Source organism: Streptomyces sp. NPDC001728, assembly GCF_040297565.1.
Taxonomy (GTDB): domain Bacteria; phylum Actinomycetota; class Actinomycetes; order Streptomycetales; family Streptomycetaceae; genus Streptomyces.
The window spans coordinates 256,403-275,882 of sequence record NZ_JBEOZK010000008.1 but is presented as its reverse complement, the minus strand read 5'-3'; the positions used below and the strand labels follow the sequence as shown (position 1 = coordinate 275,882).

At 71.3% G+C, this 19,480-nt stretch carries 14 protein-coding genes; 5 read left to right on the top strand and 9 right to left on the bottom strand.

Features of this window, described 5'->3' with window-relative positions; translation table 11 throughout:
* Positions 1-14 precede the first annotated feature (14 nt).
* Together ABT154_RS15440 and ABT154_RS15435 are read right to left on the bottom strand one after the other, a co-directional pair.
* Positions 15-1,211, bottom strand: coding sequence for a winged helix-turn-helix domain-containing protein (locus tag ABT154_RS15440; protein ID WP_351857283.1), 1,197 nt, complete (start codon positions 1,209-1,211; stop codon positions 15-17).
* A gap of 74 nt (positions 1,212-1,285) precedes the next feature.
* Positions 1,286-1,876, bottom strand: a complete 591-nt coding sequence (locus tag ABT154_RS15435; protein WP_351857282.1) for a GNAT family N-acetyltransferase — start codon at positions 1,874-1,876, stop codon at positions 1,286-1,288.
* Positions 1,877-2,115: 239 nt separating this feature from the next.
* Between ABT154_RS15435 and secA the strand changes: the two genes are divergently transcribed.
* Entirely contained in the window at positions 2,116-4,923 is a 2,808-nt protein-coding gene (secA, locus tag ABT154_RS15430) for a preprotein translocase subunit SecA (RefSeq protein ID WP_351857280.1), read from the top strand.
* Positions 4,924-5,063: 140 nt separating this feature from the next.
* On the opposite strand, the gene ABT154_RS15425 is transcribed toward secA, so the two are convergent.
* Positions 5,064-5,540, bottom strand: a complete 477-nt coding sequence (locus ABT154_RS15425; RefSeq protein WP_351857278.1) for an Rv3235 family protein — start codon at positions 5,538-5,540, stop codon at positions 5,064-5,066.
* Positions 5,541-5,818: 278 nt separating this feature from the next.
* Between ABT154_RS15425 and ABT154_RS15420 the strand changes: the two genes are divergently transcribed.
* Both ABT154_RS15420 and ABT154_RS15415 read left to right on the top strand, forming a co-directional pair.
* A complete protein-coding gene (locus ABT154_RS15420; RefSeq protein ID WP_351857276.1) occupies positions 5,819-6,325 on the top strand; it encodes a DUF6912 family protein in 507 nt (168 codons plus the stop codon).
* Between the two features lie 59 nt (positions 6,326-6,384).
* Positions 6,385-7,041, top strand: a complete 657-nt coding sequence (locus tag ABT154_RS15415) for an HAD family hydrolase (RefSeq protein WP_351857274.1) — start codon at positions 6,385-6,387, stop codon at positions 7,039-7,041.
* A gap of 137 nt (positions 7,042-7,178) precedes the next feature.
* Here ABT154_RS15415 and ABT154_RS15410 read toward each other — a convergent pair whose 3' ends face one another.
* On the bottom strand, positions 7,179-7,733 hold the full coding sequence (locus tag ABT154_RS15410) for a DJ-1/PfpI family protein (RefSeq protein ID WP_056558146.1): 555 nt from the start codon (positions 7,731-7,733) through the stop codon (positions 7,179-7,181).
* Positions 7,734-8,164: 431 nt separating this feature from the next.
* Between ABT154_RS15410 and ABT154_RS15405 the strand changes: the two genes are divergently transcribed.
* Positions 8,165-13,135, top strand: a complete 4,971-nt coding sequence (locus tag ABT154_RS15405; protein WP_351857272.1) for an NAD-glutamate dehydrogenase — start codon at positions 8,165-8,167, stop codon at positions 13,133-13,135.
* Positions 13,136-13,223: 88 nt separating this feature from the next.
* Here ABT154_RS15405 and ABT154_RS15400 read toward each other — a convergent pair whose 3' ends face one another.
* Genes ABT154_RS15400 through ABT154_RS15390 form a run of 3 tightly spaced genes read right to left on the bottom strand, consistent with a single transcriptional unit; the run spans position 13,224 to position 16,280 of the window.
* On the bottom strand, positions 13,224-14,528 hold the full coding sequence (locus tag ABT154_RS15400; protein WP_351857270.1) for a glycosyltransferase 87 family protein: 1,305 nt from the start codon (positions 14,526-14,528) through the stop codon (positions 13,224-13,226).
* Positions 14,529-14,554: 26 nt separating this feature from the next.
* Complete coding sequence (locus ABT154_RS15395; protein ID WP_351857268.1) at positions 14,555-15,379, bottom strand: ABC transporter ATP-binding protein; 825 nt, start codon at positions 15,377-15,379, stop codon at positions 14,555-14,557.
* Positions 15,372-16,280, bottom strand: coding sequence for an ABC transporter permease (locus ABT154_RS15390; protein WP_351857266.1), 909 nt, complete (start codon positions 16,278-16,280; stop codon positions 15,372-15,374). Before ABT154_RS15390 ends, ABT154_RS15395 begins: the two co-directional genes overlap by 8 nt.
* 285 nt (positions 16,281-16,565) lie before the next feature.
* Here ABT154_RS15390 and ABT154_RS15385 point away from each other — a divergent pair, with 285 nt between their 5' ends.
* On the top strand, positions 16,566-17,165 hold the full coding sequence (locus ABT154_RS15385) for a TetR/AcrR family transcriptional regulator (protein WP_332434954.1): 600 nt from the start codon (positions 16,566-16,568) through the stop codon (positions 17,163-17,165).
* Between the two features lie 107 nt (positions 17,166-17,272).
* Here ABT154_RS15385 and ABT154_RS15380 read toward each other — a convergent pair whose 3' ends face one another.
* Both ABT154_RS15380 and ABT154_RS15375 read right to left on the bottom strand, forming a co-directional pair.
* Complete coding sequence (locus tag ABT154_RS15380) at positions 17,273-18,127, bottom strand: carbohydrate ABC transporter permease (protein ID WP_351857264.1); 855 nt, start codon at positions 18,125-18,127, stop codon at positions 17,273-17,275.
* Positions 18,124-19,473: a carbohydrate ABC transporter permease gene (locus tag ABT154_RS15375; protein WP_351857262.1), complete on the bottom strand. Its 1,350-nt coding sequence runs from the start codon at positions 19,471-19,473 to the stop codon at positions 18,124-18,126. Before ABT154_RS15375 ends, ABT154_RS15380 begins: the two co-directional genes overlap by 4 nt.
* Positions 19,474-19,480 lie beyond the last annotated feature (7 nt).

Sequence of the window (19,480 nt, the reverse complement as noted above, 5' to 3'; positions counted from 1 at the left end):
GCCCCTCCCCGCGCTCAGCCCAGGGCGCGTACCAGCTCCGGTGCCAGTTCCGGCGGGTTCACCCGGTCGGGGACCACCGACACCGCGTCGCAGCCGACCCACTCGGCCGCCTCGCGCAGCGCCCGCGCCACCGCCGGCACGGCCTTAGGGCCGTCCAGGGTCACCTGCCGGGCGACGAGCGTCCGGCCCTCCCGCGCCGGGTCCACCCGGCCGACGAGCCGGCCGCCGGCGAGGACCGGCATCGCGAAGTAGCCGTGGACCCGCTTCTGCTTCGGCACGTACGCCTCCAGGCGGTGCGTGAAGCCGAAGATCCGCTCCGTGCGGGCCCGCTCCCAGATCAGCGAGTCGAACGGCGACAGCAGGGTCGTACGGTGTCGGCCGCGCGGCTCCGAGGCCAGTGCCGCCGGGTCCGCCCAGGCCGGCTTCCCCCAGCCCGCCACCGTGACCGGCACGAGCCCCGCCGCCTCGACGACCGCGTCGAACTGCTCGCCCTTGAGCCGGTGGTAGTCCGCGATGTCCGCGCGCGTGCCCACGCCCAGCGCCTCGCCCGCCTGCCGCACCAGCCGCCGCACGCACTCGGTGTCGTCCAGGTCGTCGTGGAGCAACGGCTGCGGGATCGCCCGCTCCGCCAGGTCGTACACCCGCTTCCAGCTGCGCCGCTCGACCACGACCACCTCGCCGTACATCAGCGCCCGCTCCACGGCGATCTTGGAGTCCGACCAGTCCCACCACTCGCCCTTGTTCTTCGCGCCGCCCAGCTCGGTCGCCGTCAGCGGGCCCTCGGTCCGCAGCTGGTCGATCACCTTGTCGTACGCCCCCGCCGCCAGCTCGTGGCTCCAGTGCGGGCGGTCGCGGTAGGCGCGCCTGCGGAAGGCGAAGTGCGGCCACTCCTCGACGGGCAGCACACAGGCCGCGTGCGACCAGTACTCGAAGGCGTTGCGCCGGGCCGGAGGCGCGCCGTCGGGTCCCGTGGGCCAGTAGGCGTCCTCGACCGCCGTGCGGCCGACGGCGCCCAGGCGCGCGTAAGGGATGAGTTCGTGCGAGCGGGCCAGGACGGAGATCGTGTCGAGCTGGACCTGACCGAGACCGCGCAGCACCCCGCGCACCCCGGCGCGACGGTCCGGCGCGCCCAGGAAGCCCTGGGCGCGCAGGGCGATCCGGCGGGCGTCGTCGGCGGACAGTTCGGCGGCGGGGCGCGGCACAGTCGTCATGGACCGCACCCTAGGCCCCGGCACTGACAGCCGGCACTGACAGCCGGGGCGGGCCCGGGCGGCCCCGAGGGGCCTCAGGGCGTCCGGGCGGGCAGGTCGCGGGGCGGGAGGTAGGGCAGGGGACTGGGGAGGCCGAAGTCGGACGGGAGGAGGGCGGCGACCCAGCTGTCGCGGAGCGTGCCCTTGTTGGTGAGGCTGGCGCGCTGGGTGCCCTCCAGGGCGAAGCCGACCCGCTCGGCCACCGCGCGCGAGCCGGCGTTGCCGACCTCGGCGCGCCACACCAGGCGGGTGCAGCCGAGCCCGGTGAAGGCCCAGTGGGCGAGGGCGCGGACGGTCTCGGTCATATAGCCGCTGCCGCGGTGCTCCTGGGCCAGCCAGTAGCCGACCTCCCAGGCGCCCATGCCGCGGCTGCTCAGGGTGACGGCGGCGAGCAGGGGCCCGCCGGCCAGCGGTTCGACGGCGAAGGTGTACTCGGTGTCCTCGCGCCAGCCGTCGGGGACGAGCCGGTTCAGGAACAGCTCGGCGTCCTGCCGGGTGTAGGGGTCGGGGACGACGGTCCAGCGCCGGATGTCCGGATCCTGACAGATGGCGTACACCGCGTCGGCGTCCTCCGGGACGAAGTTCCGCAGCCGCAGTCGGTCGGTGGTGAGGGTGATGGGATCCATGCCGGGATTGTGATGACCCGGGGGTCGGGAAGCGAACACTTTTCGGGTGGGGCGGCACCTTCCGCCCACCTCGTGCGTTCTCTTTCCGGGCGGACGTACGGCTCCGGCACTGCGGGCCTCCCTCTGCGAGGGCGGTCTCGCTTACGATGGCCGTTGCGGTGGGGACCACCTGCCGTGCCCGCGCTCGCGTCCATCACAAGACCCAGTGCCAGGCCCGACCGGCAAGGAGACCAGCCTCAGTGTCCGTCTTCAACAAGCTCATGCGTGCAGGCGAAGGCAAGATCCTGCGCAAACTGCACCGCATCGCGGACCAGGTCGCCTCCATCGAAGAGGACTTCGTCAACCTCTCCGACGCCGACCTGCGGGCGCTCACCGAGGAGTACAAGCAGCGGTACGCCGACGGCGAGAGCCTCGACGACCTGATGCCCGAGGCCTTCGCGACCGTGCGCGAGGCCGCCAAGCGCGTCCTCGGACAGCGCCACTACGACGTCCAGATCATGGGCGGCGCCGCGCTGCATCTCGGCTATGTCGCCGAGATGAAGACCGGTGAGGGCAAGACCCTCGTCGGCACCCTCCCGGCGTACCTCAACGCGCTCTCCGGCAAGGGCGTCCACCTGATCACGGTCAACGACTACCTGGCCGAGCGCGACTCCGAGCTGATGGGCCGGGTGCACCGCTTCCTCGGTCTGACGATCGGCTGCATCCTCGCCAACATGACGCCGGCCCAGCGCCGTGAGCAGTACAACTGCGACATCACGTACGGCACGAACAACGAGTTCGGCTTCGACTACCTGCGCGACAACATGGCGTGGTCCAAGGACGAGCTCGTCCAGCGCGGCCACAACTTCGCCTGTGTCGACGAGGTCGACTCCATCCTCGTCGACGAGGCCCGTACGCCGCTGATCATCTCCGGCCCGGCCGACCAGGCGACGAAGTGGTACGGCGACTTCGCGAAGCTCGTCACCCGCCTCTCCAAGGGCGAGCCCGGCAACCCGCTCAAGGGCATCGAGGAGACCGGCGACTACGAGGTCGACGAGAAGAAGCGGACCGTCGCCATCCACGAGGCCGGTGTGGCCAAGGTCGAGGACTGGCTGGGCATCGACAACCTCTACGAGTCGGTGAACACCCCGCTGGTCGGCTACCTGAACAACGCCATCAAGGCCAAGGAGCTGTTCAAGAAGGACAAGGACTACGTCGTCATGGACGGCGAAGTCATGATCGTCGACGAGCACACCGGCCGTATCCTCGCCGGCCGCCGCTACAACGAGGGCATGCACCAGGCGATCGAGGCGAAGGAAGGGGTGGCGATCAAGGACGAGAACCAGACCCTCGCCACCATCACCCTGCAGAACTTCTTCCGCCTGTACTCGAAGCTCTCCGGCATGACCGGTACGGCCATGACCGAGGCCGCCGAGTTCCACCAGATCTACAAGCTCGGCGTCGTCCCGATCCCCACGAACAAGCCGATGATCCGCAAGGACCAGTCGGACCTGATCTACCGGACCGAGGTCGCCAAGTTCGCCGCCGTCGTCGACGACATCGCGGAGAAGCACGAGAAGGGCCAGCCGATCCTGGTCGGCACGACCTCCGTCGAGAAGTCCGAGTACCTCTCGCAGCAGCTCTCCAAGCGCGGTGTCCAGCACGAGGTCCTGAACGCCAAGCACCACGAGCGGGAGGCCAGCATCGTCGCGCAGGCCGGCCGCCGCGGCGCCGTCACCGTCGCCACGAACATGGCCGGTCGCGGTACGGACATCAAGCTCGGCGGCAACCCGGACGACCTCGCCGAGGCCGAGCTGCGCCAGGCGGGCCTCGACCCGGTCGAGCACGTCGAGGAGTGGGCCGCGGCCCTCCCCGCCGCCCTTGAGCGGGCCGAGAAGGCCGTCAAGGCGGAGTTCGAGGAGGTCAAGGACCTCGGCGGGCTCTACGTGCTGGGTACCGAGCGCCACGAGTCCCGTCGTATCGACAACCAGCTGCGCGGTCGTTCCGGCCGTCAGGGCGACCCGGGCGAGTCCCGCTTCTACCTGTCGCTCGGCGACGACCTGATGCGCCTCTTCAAGGCGCAGATGGTCGAGCGCGTGATGGCCATGGCCAACGTGCCGGACGACGTGCCGATCGAGAACAAGATGGTCACCCGTGCCATCGCCTCCGCGCAGTCGCAGGTCGAGACCCAGAACTTCGAGACGCGCAAGAACGTCCTGAAGTACGACGAGGTCCTCAACCGCCAGCGCGAGGTCATCTACGGCGAGCGCCGCCGCGTCCTGGAGGGCGAGGACCTGCACGACCAGATCCGCCACTTCATGGACGACACGATCGACGACTACATCCGCCAGGAGACCGCCGAGGGCTTCGCGGAGGAGTGGGACCTCGACCGTCTGTGGAACGCGTTCAAGCAGCTCTACCCGGTGAAGGTCACCGTGGACGAGCTGGAGGACGCGGCCGGGGACCGGGCGGGCATCACCGCCGAGTTCATCGCCGAGTCCATCAAGGACGACGGCCGTGAGCAGTACGAGGCCCGCGAGAAGCAGCTCGGCTCGGAGATCATGCGCGAGCTGGAGCGGCGCGTGGTCCTCTCCGTCCTGGACCGCAAGTGGCGCGAGCACCTCTACGAGATGGACTACCTCCAGGAGGGCATCGGCCTGCGCGCCATGGCGCAGAAGGACCCGCTGGTCGAGTACCAGCGTGAGGGCTTCGACATGTTCACCGCCATGATGGAGGGCATCAAGGAGGAGTCCGTCGGCTACCTGTTCAACCTGGAGGTCCAGGTCGAGCAGCAGGTCGAGGAGGTCCCGGTGCAGGCGAGCGCTCCGTCGCTCGACAAGGGCGACGCGGTGCCGGCGGCGGCCGGGCGTCCGGAGATCCGCGCGAAGGGGCTCGACGCCCCGCAGCGGCCGGACCGGCTGCACTTCTCCGCCCCGACCGTGGACGGCGACGGCGGTGTCGTCGAGGGCGACTTCGCCTCCGACGACGCGGACGGCGACGGCATGACGCGCGCGGAGCGGCGCAAGGCCCAGAAGAACGCGGGCGGCGGGCGTCGTCGCAAGAAGTGACGTCGCGCTGATGCGCTGAGACGGAGGGGTCGGTCGCCCGGTGGGCGGTCGGCCCCTCCGCCGTGCGGGGAGGGCCGCCCTGCCGGGGCCGTCGAGTGCGCCGTGCGGTGAGGGCCGCTGTACCTGGGCCGTCGAGTGCGTCATGCCGGGAGGGCCGCTGTGCCGAGGCCGTCCAGCTCCACGGCGGCGCAGCGCCAGCGCTGGTCCTCGCCGCGCTCCAGACGGAACGCCATCGCCCGTACGCGGGCTCCGGTCGCGATCGTCGCGAAGGCCTCCAGGGCCGTACGGTCCTCGTCCACCTGGACCGAGCAGCGGCGCAGCACCGGGCGGGGGCCGTGGGAGCGCAGGGGCGTCTCAGGGGCGATCCGGACGAGCTGCTCGTACGCCTCGCCGACGGTGTGGCCGAGCATCCAGTGCACCGGGCGCTCCCCGCTGAGCACGGCGAGCAGGCGTTCGGCGAAGACGGTGTGCGGGGGCAGCGCGCGGGGGCGGCTACGGGGCGCGGGAGTGCGGGGGTGCGTGCCCGCCGGGCCGCGGGGGCGGGTGCCGGCCGGGCCACCGGGGGCCCGGCGGGGGCGGGGGGTGCTGCCCGTGGGGGTGGGCGTGGTGGTCGTCATGGCGGCGGGCCCCTGTCGTTGCGTAACCGGTTGGTACCAGTCAGTAACTTTCCTTGGGGATCTTGTACGGGTGCGCTCGGCGCCTCCGCAAGGAGTCCGGCGCGGCCGGGCGGTCCGAAAACGGCTTCACCTATCCGGGTGACGCGGGGGAAAATCGGGTCTCCGGGGCCCCGGAGAAGGCCCTTCCGGGGTGGACGTACGGCGGCTTCGGCCGGAATCCCCGAAGGGGGACTCCACACGTATCCTGAGGGCATCTCCGTCTACGAAAGCGGCCAGCCATGCGCGTGTACGTCCCCCTGACCCTCCCCGGTCTCGCACAGGCGCACAAGGCGGGCGAGCTGGGCACCGGTCCGCTGACCGCCTACGCCGTCACCCCCGCCCTGCGCGAGTGGTACGTCTCCGACGACATCGAGGAACTGGAGTACGCGGCGCTCAACCGGGCCGCCTCCGCCTCCCTGCGCATGCTGGCCGGCGACCCCGAGGCGCCCCGGCGCCGGATCGTCCTCGCCGTGGACGTCGCCGACAAGGACGCGGTCACGGACCCCGACAGCGGACTGGAGGCCGGATCCATCGGCGAGGTCCGGATCACCGGGCCCGTACGGCTCGCCAAGGCCGCCGCCGTGCACGCCGACGCGGACGACGCCGAGGCCGATGTGACGGCCGCCGCCGGGGCGCTCGGGGCGGCGGACCAGGGCGACGACGACGCGCAGTTCGTCGTGGACGGCGCCGAGGACCATGAGCTGCTGTGGTTCGGGGTGCAGGAGATTCCGGGGCTGCTGGGCTGACCGCCCCGCCCCGCACAGGGGTATTCCTGGCTGTCGGAGGCGGCGGGTACCGTCTCTCCATGGGGAAGCACGGGAAGCATCTGGTCTGGGACTGGAACGGCACACTGCTCGACGACATCGGCGCGGTCATCGGGGCGACCAACGCCGCCTTCGCCGAGCTGGGGCTCGAATCGATCACTCTGGAGCGGTACCGCGAGCTGTACACGGTGCCGGTGCCCAAGTTCTACGAGCGGCTCATGGGGCGGCTGCCCACCGACTCCGAGTGGACCGTCATGGACGGCGCCTTCCACCGGCACTACTGGGAGCGGGCCGAGGCCTGCGGGCTGACCTCCGGGGCCGCGGAGCTGCTCGCGGCGCGGCAGGCGTCCGGGTTCACCCAGTCGCTGCTGTCGCTCGCGCCGCACGCTGAGCTGATACCGCTGGTGCGGCGGCACGGGATCGCGGAGCGGTTCGTACGGATGGACGGGCGGGCCGACGCGTCGACCGACGGGAAGTCCGGGCACATGGTGCAGCACCTCGCCGCGCTCGCCGTCCCCGCCGAGCGGGTGGTCGTCATCGGTGACGCCGCGGATGACGCGGTGGCGGCGGCGCACGTGGGGGCGAAGGCGGTGCTGTACACCGGGGGGTCGCACAGTCGGGCTTCGCTGTCGCGGGTGGGGGTGCCGGTGGTGGATTCGCTGGCCGAGGCGGTCGCGGTCGCGGAGGAGCTGGTCTAGCCGCCTGCGGGCACGCCCGCAGGGGGCGGCATCTGTCCGGTGGGTGGGGCAGGCGGGACGGCCGGGTGCGGCCCGGTGGGTGGTTGTGCCCACCCGTTCCGCCCCTGCGGAACGTATGCCCACAACCACCTGCGGTGTCAGCCCTTGGCGCGGAGGACCTTCAGGAATTCGCGCATCCAGGTCGGGTGGTCCGGCCAGGCGCGGGAGGAGACCAGGAGGCCGTCCACCACGGCCGCGCTGTCCTGGAAGGTCGCCCCGGCCGCCTGCATGTCGAGTTCGAGCGCCGGGTACGCCGTGACCCTGCGGCCCTCCAGGCTGCCCACGGCGGCCGTCAGGAGCGGGCCGTGGCAGATCTGGGCCACCGGCTTGTCGGCGTCGAAGAAGGACTTGAGGATCTTGCGCAGCTCCGGGTCGTTGCGCAGGTACTCCGGCGCGCGTCCGCCCGGGATCACCACCGCCACGTACGCGCCCGGGTCGACCTCCGAGAAGGCCAGGTCGGCGGGCCAGGTGTAGCCGGGCTTCTCCGTGTACGTGTCGAAGCCGGGCTCGAAGTCGTGGACGACGAAGCGGAGCGTCTTGCGGGCCGGGGCCGCGATGTCGACCTCGTACCCCTCTTCGAGGAGCCGCTGGTACGGGTACATCACCTCCAGCGACTCCGCCGCGTCCCCGGTCACGATCAGGATCTTCGCCATGGCTCTCCCAGATCACAGATGGTCGGTCTGCCGTACTGCGCCCATGCTCGCGTACACACGGCCCCCGGCGGGGCGCTTTGCCAAGAGGACATGTGTCGCTGTCCATAACGTCAAACTTCCACCCCCTGTTTTGTACACATACGGCTCATGACGGTTCGGGGGTCGGGGGCGATAGGCTTTTGCCGTGATCAGCGCGATACGCCGAGGGGGCAGTGAAGCCCCCGGCTGCCGCCCGACTCGCTACGGCGGTCGGGCCGCCCGTGCGTTCGCCGATCCGTTCCGTCCGGGCGCGCCGCGCTCTGTGGCCGATAACGACCCGGACATCTCTCATCCGGGCATAACGTCGACTTCGACCGGAATCACCGCGTCGTGGCGTTGTGCCCTTTCTTCCACCGACGTCACGCAACGGCGCGCGACAGGAGTCAGAGGACATGCAGACCAAGCTGGACGAAGCCAAGGCCGAGCTGCTCGAAAGGGCCGCTCGGGTAGCTGAGCACAGCCCGGTCGGGGGGCGACTTCCGACGGGCCCGGAGGGTGCCGGGGAGCGCCCGGACCAGGACACCGTGCTCGAATACCTCCAGCGCTACTACCTGCACACGGCGCCGGAGGACCTCGGCGACCGGGACCCGGTCGACGTGTTCGGTGCCGCGCTCTCCCACTACCGGCTCGCGGAGAACCGCCCGCAGGGCACCGCGAACGTGCGTGTCCACACCCCGACGGTGGAGGAGAACGGCTGGACCAGCAGCCATTCCGTCGTCGAGGTCGTCACGGACGACATGCCGTTCCTCGTCGACTCCGTCACCAACGAGCTGTCCCGCCAGGGCCGCGGCATCCATGTAGTGATCCACCCGCAGGTCCTCGTCCGCCGTGACGTGACCGGCAGGCTCATCGAGGTCCTGTCGGCGCAGATCCACGGCGAGCTGCCGCACGACGCGCTCACCGAGTCCTGGATCCACGTCGAGATCGACCGCGAGACCGACCGCGCCGACCTCAAGCAGATCACCGCCGACCTGCTGCGCGTCCTGTCCGACGTCCGCGAGACGGTCGAGGACTGGGACAAGATGCGCGAGGCGGCCCTGCGGATCGCCGAGGGCCTCCCGGACGAGCCCACCGCCTCCGACCTGCGCCCCACCGAGGTGGAGGAGGCCCGCGAGCTGCTGCGCTGGCTGGCCGACGACCACTTCACCTTCCTCGGCTACCGCGAGTACCAGCTGGTCAACGGCGACGCCCTGTCGGCCGTCCCCGGCACCGGCCTCGGCATCCTGCGCTCCGACCCGCTGCACTCCGGTGACGACAAGGGCCACCACGCCCACCCCGTCTCGCCGTCGTTCAGCCGTCTGCCCGAGGACGTCCGCGCCAAGGCGCGTGAGCACAAGCTGCTGATCCTGACGAAGGCCAACAGCCGCTCGACCGTGCACCGCCCCTCGTACCTCGACTACGTCGGCGTGAAGAAGTTCGACGCCGACGGCAACGTCATCGGCGAGCGCCGCTTCCTCGGACTGTTCTCCTCGGCGGCCTACACCGAGTCCGTCCGCCGGGTCCCGGTCGTCAAGCGCAAGGTCCAGGAGGTCCTGGAGGGCGCCGGCTTCTCGCCGAACAGCCACGACGGCCGCGACCTGCTCCAGATCCTGGAGACCTACCCGCGCGACGAGCTGTTCCAGACCCCGGCCGACCAGCTCCGGTCCGTCGTCACCAGCGTCCTGTACCTGCAGGAGCGGCGCCGGCTGCGCCTCTACCTGCGCCAGGACGAGTACGGCCGCTACTACTCGGCCCTCGTCTACCTGCCGCGCGACCGCTACACGACCCGCGTCCGGCTGCGGATCATCGACATCCTGAAGGAGGAGCTCGGCGGCACCAGTGTCGACTTCACCGCCTGGAACACCGAGTCGATCCTGTCCCGGCTGCACTTCGTCGTCCGTGTCGAGCCCGGCACCGACCTGGCGAAGCTCACCGACGCCGACGTCGACCGCATCGAGGCCCGGCTCGTCGAGGCCGCCCGCTCCTGGGCCGACGGCTTCGGCGAGGCGCTGAACGCCGAGTGCGGCGAGGAGCGCGCCGCCGAACTGGTCCGCCAGTACGGCAACGCCTTCCCCGAGGGCTACAAGGCCGACCACTCGCCGCGCGCGGCCGTCGCCGACCTGGTCCACCTGGAGGCCCTGGCCCGCACCGAGGGCAAGGACTTCGCCCTCTCGCTGTACGAGCCGGTCGTCGCGGGCCCCGGCGAGCGCCGCTTCAAGATCTACAAGACGGGCGACCCGATCTCCCTGTCCGCCGTGCTCCCGGTGCTCAACCGGCTCGGCGTCGAGGTCACCGACGAGCGCCCGTACGAGCTGCGCTGCGCCGACCGCACCCACGCCTGGGTCTACGACTTCGGTCTGCGGATGCCGGTGCCGACCGGCAACGGCGGCGACTACCTCGGCGACGACGCCCGCGAGCGCTTCCAGGAGGCCTTCGCCGCCACCTGGACCGGCGAGGCCGAGAACGACAACTTCAACTCCCTCGTCCTCTCCGCCGGGCTCAACTGGCGCGAGGCGATGGTGCTGCGCGCGTACGCCAAGTACCTGCGCCAGGCCGGAGCGACGTTCAGCCAGGACTACATGGAGGACACCCTCCGCAACAACGTCCACACCACCCGGCTGCTCGTCAACCTCTTCGAGGCCCGGATGGCGCCGGAGCGCCAGCGCGCCGGCGTCGAGCTGACCGACGCGCTCCTGGAGGAGCTGGACGCCGCCCTCGACCAGGTCGCGAGCCTGGACGAGGACCGCATCCTGCGTTCCTTCCTCACCGTCATCAAGGCGACGCTGCGGACCAACTTCTTCCAGCTGACGCCGGACGGGAAGCCGCACTCCTACGTGTCGATGAAGTTCGACCCGCAGGCCATCCCGGACCTCCCGGCGCCCCGCCCGGCCTTCGAGATCTGGGTGTACTCCCCGCGTGTCGAGGGCGTCCACCTGCGCTTCGGCAAGGTCGCCCGAGGCGGTCTGCGCTGGTCCGACCGCCGGGAGGACTTCCGTACGGAGATCCTCGGCCTGGTCAAGGCGCAGATGGTGAAGAACACCGTCATCGTTCCGGTCGGCGCCAAGGGCGGCTTCGTCGCCAAGCAGCTCCCGGACCCGACCGTCGACCGTGACGCCTGGCTGGCCGAGGGCATCGCCTCGTACAAGACCTTCATCTCGGCGCTGCTCGACATCACCGACAACCTGGTCGCGGGCGAGGTCGTGCCGCCCCTCGACGTGGTCCGCCACGACGAGGACGACACCTACCTGGTGGTCGCCGCCGACAAGGGCACCGCGACCTTCTCCGACATCGCCAACGGGGTCGCGGAGTCGTACGGCTTCTGGCTCGGCGACGCCTTCGCGTCCGGCGGCTCCGCCGGCTACGACCACAAGGGCATGGGCATCACCGCCCGCGGCGCCTGGGAGTCCGTCAAGCGGCACTTCCGCGAGCTGGGCCACGACACCCAGACCGAGGACTTCACGGTCGTCGGCGTCGGTGACATGTCCGGTGACGTCTTCGGCAACGGCATGCTGCTCTCCGAGCACATCAGGCTCGTCGCCGCCTTCGACCACCGGCACATCTTCCTGGACCCGACCCCGGACGCGGCCGTCTCGTACGCCGAGCGCCGCAGGCTCTTCGACCTGCCCCGCTCGTCCTGGGCGGACTACGACCCGTCGCTGCTCTCCGCGGGCGGCGGCATCCACCCCCGCAGCGCCAAGTCGATCCCGGTCAACGCGCAGGTCAGGGCCGCCCTCGGCATCGAGGACGGGGTCACCAAGATGACCCCGGCCGAGCTGATGAAGGCGGTGCTCCACGCGCCCGTCGACCTGCTGTGGAACGGCGGCATCGGCACGTACGTCAAGTCCTCGGCCGAGTCCAACGCCGACGTCGGCGACAAGGCCAACGACGCCATCCGCGTCGACGGCCAGGATGTCCGCGCCCAGGTCGTCGGCGAGGGCGGCAACCTCGGCGCGACCCAGCTGGGCCGTATCGAGTTCGCCCGTACCGGCGGCCCCGAGGGCCAGGGCGGCAAGATCAACACCGACGCCATCGACAACAGCGCCGGCGTCGACACCTCCGACCACGAGGTCAACATCAAGATCCTGCTCAACGGGCTCGTCGCCGAGGGTGACATGACCGTCAAGCAGCGCAACAAGATCCTCGCGGAGATGACCGACGAGGTCGGCACGCTCGTCCTGCGCAACAACTACGCGCAGAACACGGCCCTGGCCAACGCCGTCGCCCAGTCGCCGTCCCTGCTCCACGCCCACCAGCGGTTCATGCGCCGCCTGGGCCGGGACGGGGCCCTCGACCGGTCCCTGGAGTTCCTGCCCAACGACCGGCAGATCCGCGAGCTGCTCAACAACGGCCGCGGCCTGAGCCAGCCCGAGCTGGCGGTCCTCCTCGCGTACACCAAGATCACGGTGGCCGACGAGCTGATCGGCACGGAGCTGCCGGACGACCCGTACCTGCGCGGGCTGCTCCACGCCTACTTCCCGACGCTGCTGCGCGAGAAGTTCGGCGAGGCCGTCGACAACCACGCGCTGCGCCGCGAGATCATCACCACCGTCCTGGTCAACGACACCGTCAACACCGGTGGCTCGACCTTCCTGCACCGCCTCCGCGAGGAGACCGGCGCGTCGATCGAGGAGATCGTCCGGGCGCAGACCGCCGCCCGCATGGTCTTCCGCCTCGGCCAGGTCTGGGACGCCGTCGAGGCCCTCGACAACAAGGTGCCGGCCGACGTCCAGACCCGGATGCGGCTGCACTCGCGCCGGCTCGTCGAGCGCGGCACGCGCTGGATGCTCAACAACCGGCCGCAGCCGCTCCAGCTCACCGAGACCATCGAGTTCTTCTCCGACCGGGTCGAGGAGGTCTGGGCGCAGCTGCCGAGCCTGCTGCGCGGCTCGGACCTGGAGTGGTACCAGTCGATCCTGGACGAGCTGACCGAGGTCGGCGTGCCCGAGGAGCTCGCGCTGCGGGTGGCCGGCTTCTCGTCCGCGTTCCCGATCCTCGACGTCGTCGCGATCGCGGACCGGATGGACAAGGAGCCGCTGGCGGTGGCCGAGGTCTACTACGACCTCGCCGACCGGCTGCGGATCACCGACCTGATGGACCGGATCATCGAGCTGCCCCGCAGCGACCGGTGGCAGTCGATGGCCCGCGCCTCGATCCGCGAGGACCTGTTCGCGGCGCACTCGGCGCTGACCGCGGACGTCCTGACGGTGGGCAACGGCACGACGAGCCCCGAGGAGCGGTTCAAGGCCTGGGAGCAGAAGAACGCGGCCATCCTGGGCCGCGCGCGGACGACCCTGGAGGAGATCCAGGGCTCGGACACCTTCGACCTGGCGAACCTGTCGGTGGCGATGCGGACCATGCGCACGCTGCTTCGTACGCACAGCTAGTCGTGTGAAGAGGAAGGGCCCCGCCGGATTTCCGGCGGGGCCCTTCCCGTTGTTCGCCTACGCGGTCTCCTCCGTGCGGTCGTGCGGTCTACGCCGTCGCTTCCGGGGGGCCCGCGACCGTCGACGTCCACAGGCGGCAGGAGGCGAGCAGGGCCGCCGCGAGCAGCAGTCCGTTGCGGAGCACCATGACGGTCAGGCCGCGGGTGGTGCCGGCGAGGACCTCGTCGTACAGGACGGGGTACGCCAGCGAGCTGAGCGCCGCCGCCGGGAGGATCAGCAGCGCCACCGGGCGCATCACGGTGGCGCGGGAGGTGAGACAGACGGCGGCGAGCCCGAGCAGCCAGATCATGTACTGGGGGCTGATCACCCGGCTGGTCGCGGTGAAGAGCAGGACGGCGGTGAAGGCGGCGTCGAAGGGGGTCGCGGCGGTCCAGCGGTGGGCCCGGACGCGCCACAGGAGCAGCCAGCCGAAGGCGAGCACGGTGAGCAGCAGGGCGAGGTGGCCGAGGCTGGAGACGTACGGGCCGACGTACTCGAAGGCGCCGTAACGGAACTCGACCGTGCCGGGCCAGATGCCGGCGGCGTGGGCGAGCGCGAGGGCCGTGCCGCCGAGCGACTCGATCTGGATGCCCCGGCTGCCCTGCTGACGCAGGAAGCCGAGCGACTCGGAGAAGAACAGCGCGAGGGTGGCGAGGAGCGCCAGGGCGGCCACGACGGCGGCGGTCCAGGCCTCACGGCTGGTACGGCCCCGGGGGGTGCCGATCAGGGTGAGCACCGGCCAGACCTTGACCATCGCGCCGATCCCCGCGAGCGCCCCGCCGAGCTGGTGGGCCGCCGTGGGGCGGGCGCTGAGGGCGAGCAGGGCGAGGACGGCCAGGGCGGTGGTCTGGACGTCGTACCGGGCGAGCGGCAGGTGCAGGAGGAGCGGCAGGCCGCAGACCCAGTACCAGGATCCGTGGGTGAGCCGGGCGCTGTCGGCGCGGGCGAGTGCCAGGGTGACGACCGCGTCGGCGAGGAGGGTGAGGGCGACGAACGCCTGGAAGTAGGTCAGCCAGGGCAGCAGGCCCGGGGACATGATCACCAGCCCGGCGCCCGGCGGGTACTGCCAGGTGACGTCGCCGGGCGGGAAGGTGCCCTGGGCGAACTGCCCGTACCAGTGCTGGTAGAGGGCCACCTCGCGGCCGACCCCGCCGATGCCGAGGTTGTCGCGGAGCAGCAGCAGGACCATGCCGACGCGGGTCAGCAGCCAGACGGCGGCGAGGGCCAGGCGCGGGCCGCTGCCGACCGTGACGAAGGTCGCGGAGGTGAAGGTGTCCGAGTCGAAGGGGGACCCGGTGAGGGAGGGGGGCTCCGTCCCGGTCCGGTGCGGCGACTGAGGGTGATCGTTCGTCATCCCTCCGCACTTTAGCCCGCAATGCCCTATTTGTTCGTTGTCTTCGGGTTCGACCCGGCGCTTGTCCTCGGGCCGGGACCGGCGGTGAACTCCTCGTACGCCGCCACCACCTCCTGCGCCGGGCCGTCCATCCGCAGCGTGCCGGCCTCCAGCCACAGCGCCCGCTCGCAGGTCTCCGTGATCGTCGAGTTCGAGTGGCTGACCAGGAAGACCGTGCCCGCCTCCGCTCGCAGCTCGTCGATCCGCGCCTGGCTGCGGCGGCGGAAACGCGCGTCTCCGGTCGACAGGGCCTCGTCGATGAGCAGCACGTCATGGCTCTTCGCGGCGGCGATCGAGAAGCGCAGCCGGGCGCCCATCCCGGAGGAGTACGTCCGCATCGGGCGGGAGATCGCGTCGTCCTTCTCGTTGATGCCCGAGAAGTCCACGATCCCGTCGTAGCGCTCCCGGACCTCCACGCGGCTCATGCCCATCGCGAGGCCGCCCAGGATCACGTTCCGCTCGCCCGTCAGTTCGTTCATCAGGGCCGCGTTGACGCCGAGCAGCGAGGGCTGCCCCTGGGTGTAGACCCGGCCCCGCTCGACGGGCTGGAGGCCCGCGACGGCCTTCAGAAGGGTGGATTTCCCAGATCCGTTCGAACCGATCAGGCCAATTGCCTCTCCCCGGTACGCGACGAAACTGACCCCCTTCACGGCATGGACCCGGCGCGCGGCCGGAGCCGCGCCGCCGCGCCGCAGGATGCGGCTCAGTGCGGCCGTCGCGGCACCCCGGCCGCCGGAGTGGCCGCTGTGGACGGTGTACGTGATGTGGACGTCGTCGACCACCACGGTCGGTGTTCCTCGGGTGTCAGCCACGGCCGTACGTCTCCTCCGCCTTCCAGAACCAGATGAATCCGCCCGCGAAGGCCAGCAGGGCCCAGCCGGCGGCGAGCGCCCAGACATGCGGCGGGAGCTGCGCCTCCGTGTAGCTCCCGATCAGCGCGAAGCGCATCAGATCGATGTAGACGGCCGCCGGGTTGCACTGGAGGGCCAGTACCACGCCCCCCGGGAAGCGCCCGCCGACCGCCAGGTTCTGGATCGACCACATGGCCCCGGAGGCGTACATCCAGGTGCGGAGCACGAACGGCATCAGCTGCGTGATGTCCGGGGTGCGGGCCGCGAGCCGGGCGAGCACGAGCGCCACGCCGGTGTTGAACAGCGCCTGGCACAGGAGCGCGGGGACGGCGAGCAGCCAGCTCCAGGTGGGGAACTCGCCGAAGCAGAACAGGATCACGACCAGCGCGGACAGTGAGAGCAGCAGCTGCTGGAGCTGCTGGAGCGCGAGCGAGATCGGCAGGCCGGCGCGCGGGAAGTGCAGGGCGCGGACCAGGCCCAGGTTGCCGCTGATCGCGCGGGTGCCGGCCATGACCGTGTCGGAGGTGAACGTCCACACGAAGATGCCGGTGATCAGGAAGGGCACGTAGTCGGGGACGCCGTGCTTGGCGTTCATCAGGACGCCGAAGATCGCGTAGTAGACGGCCGCGTTCAGGAGCGGGGTCATCACCTGCCAGACCTGGCCGAGGCGCGCCTGGCTGTACTGGGCGGTCAGGCGGGCGGTCGCGAAGGCGGTGATGAAGTCGCGGCGGGACCAGAGCTGCCGGACGTAGGCGGGGAGTGAGGGGCGGGCCCCGCTGACCGTGAGGCCGTGGCGCAGGGCGAGTGCGCGCAGGTCCTCGGCGGGGGCCTGGGGTGGGGGTGGGGCGAGGGTGGTGGTCACGGGCGGGCGCTTTCGGCGAGGGGGCGGGGCGCTTCCGGTGAGGCGTGGGGTGTGGGGTGTGGGGTGTGGGGCGTGGGGTGTGGGGTGTGGGGTGTGGGGCGTGGGGCGTGGTGCGTGACGCGTGAGGTGTGGTGCGTGACGTGTGACGCGTGTGCGTTCCTGCTCGGTCGTGACGATGGGACGGGTCCGTATCGTCGCTACGGGGAGAGTAGGGCGGGTCCACGTCGGAACGCAACCGTATCGTCGTAACGGTATCGAGGCGTCGCGGTTGGCTAGGATGCCCTCATGACCGATCCGACCCCCCGCCGCGCCCCCGCCGGAGCCGCAGTACTCCGCGAGGACGTGACCGAGGCCATCCGCGCCGCCGTCTTCGAGGAGCTCGCGGCCGTCGGCTTCGCCCGGATGTCCATCGAGGGCATCGCGCGCCGCGCCGGAGTCGGCAAGACCGCCGTCTACCGGCGCTGGAAGTCCAAGCTCTCCCTCGTCCTCGACCTCGTCGGCGCCTTCGCCGCCCAGGGCCTGCCGGCGCCCGCCACCGGCTCGCTGTACGGGGATGTGCGCGCCCTCCTCGAAGTGGCCATGCACGCCCTGCGCCACCCGGTCGCCTCGCAGGTCATCCCCGACCTGCTCGTCGAGGCCGCCCGGCACCCCGAGATCGCCGAGACCGTGAAGTCCACGCTGCTCGACGGCCAGCAGGGCGTGGTCACCGGCATCGTCCGCGAGGCCGTCGGTCGCGGCGAACTCCCCGAGGGCGCCGACCCCGCCCGCGCCCTCGACCTGATCGTCGGCCCCCTCTACTGGCGGCTCGTCGTCGTCCGTACGCCGCTGCCGCCGGGGTACGCGGACGACCTGGCGCGCTCGGCGGTGGCGGCGCTGCGCGCGTAGGCGCGGTCGTCGGCGCGCCCGTGATCCCGGCGCGGGCGCCGTACCCGTAAGGCCGGCGCCGACCCATGAGGCCGAGGCCGTACGCGTAAGCCCAACCGTTCCGCGTCCTACTTCACCGCGCCCGCCATCACGCCCGTCGTGAACTGGCGCTGGAACGCGAAGAAGACCACCAGCGGCACCACCATCGACACGAACGCCCCCGGCGCCAGCACGTCCACGTTGTTGCCGAACTGCCGTACCTGCTGCTGGAGCGCCACCGTGATCGGCGGCGACTGCGAGTCCGCGAAGATCAGCGCGATCAGCATGTCGTTCCACACCCACAGGAACTGGAAGATCCCCAGCGAGGCGATGGCCGGACCGCCCAGCGGCAGCACCACCCGGGTGAAGAGCCGCACCTCGCCCGCCCCGTCGAGCCGCGCCGCCTCAAGCAGCTCGCGGGGGATCTCCGCGAAGAAGTTCCGCAGCAGGAAGATCGCGAACGGCAGCCCGAAGGCCGTGTGGAACAGCACCACCCCGAGCGTCGTCTCGAACAGCCCGACCGCGCCGAAGAGCTTCGACACCGGGACCAGCGCCACCTGCACCGGGACCACCAGCAGGGCCACCACACCCAGGAACCACCAGTCCCGCCCCGGGAACTCCAGCCACGCGAACGCGTACCCCGCGAACGAGCCGAGGGCGAGCACCAGCAGCGTCGCCGGGACCGTGATCAGCACGGTCGACAGGAGGGACCCGGTGATCGTCTCGTTCGCGAGCAGCCGGCCGTAGTTCTCAGTGGTCAGCTCGGCGGGGGCGGTGAACACCCGCCACCAGCCGCTCGCCGCGATGTCCGAGGGCGAGCGGAGCGAGGAGAGCAGCAGCCCCACCGTCGGCAGCAGCCAGAACAGCCCGGCCAGGAGGAGGAACACCCGGACCGCGCCACCGGCCGTGCGGGCGGCGATCCGGGCGACGAGCGACGGCCTCACCGGCGGTTCTCCCTTCGGATGCGGCGGATGTTGACCGCCATGACCGGCAGGACGAGGAGGAGCAGGACGACGGCGATGGCCGAGCCGACGCCGAGGTCGGCGTCCGTGCCGAAGGACGAGCGGTACAGCTGGAGCGCGAGCACGTTCGCGTCGTCCAGGGCCGAGCCGGGCGCGATGACGAAGACCAGGTCGAAGACCTTGAGGACGTTGATCATCAGCGTGACGAGGACGACCACCAGGACCGGCGCGAGCAGCGGCACGGTGATCCGGCGGAACACCTGCCACTCGTTCGCCCCGTCCACCCGCGCCGCTTCCAGCAGCTCGCGCGGCACGGCGGCCAGCCCGGCGCCGATCAGCACCATCGCGAACCCGGCCCACATCCACACGTACGCCCCGATGACCGCCGGGGTGACAAAGTCGGGACCCAGCCACTCCACCCCGTCGTACTGCTCCCGGAAGTTGCTCGCCGGCAGCCGGAGCACGGCCCCGTCCGCGCGGTCGGCGGGCAGGCTGAACGTGCCGTCGGCCGCCGCCGTGGTCCGGGCGACCACCTCGCCGTCCCGTACGGCCTCGATCCGCAGCCCCGCGAGGCCCAGTTCGGCGGCGTCGACGGTGTTCGGCCGGCCGCCGCCGCCCCGGGTGAAGTCCAGCCAGGCCGTCCCGGAGACGGTGCCCGCGGCGGACGCCCCCTCCCGGGCCGGGCGGGCCTCCTTCGGCATCTGCCCCGGCGCCACCCCGATCAGTGGCAGCCGTACGGGCTCCCCGGCGCGCACCGGCACCTTGGTGACGAAGGCGCCGTCCCCGGTGCCCTTCAACGGATGCACGGGCAAGGGCCGGGCGCGGGGGAAGCCGGACGACTCGGCGAAGGTGTCGTGGACCCCGACCCATACGGCGTTGGCGACCCCGCGGTCCGGGTCCTGCTCGTACACCAGCCGGAAGATGATCCCGGCGGCCAGCATCGAGATCGCCATCGGCATGAAGACGACCAGCTTGAACGCCGTGCCCCAGCGCACCCGCTCGGTGAGCACGGCGAAGATCAGCCCGAGGGCCGTCGCCACCGCCGGGGCGACGACCAGCCAGATCAGGTTGTTGCGGACTGCGGTGCGCAGCGAGTCGTCGGTGACGAGCGAGAGGTAGTTGTCCAGGCCGACGAAGCCGTCACCCGAGCGGTCGAAGAGCGAGCGCTGGACGGAGTACCCGATGGGGTAGACGACCAGCGCGCCGAGCAGGAGCAGGGCGGGGAGCAGGAACCCCACCGCGACCGTCCTGCTCCTGCCGTTGCCACGGACGGTGTTCCTACGGGTCCTGCTCCTGCCGTCGCCACGGATGCGGGCCGTCTTCGGCATGCCGGGA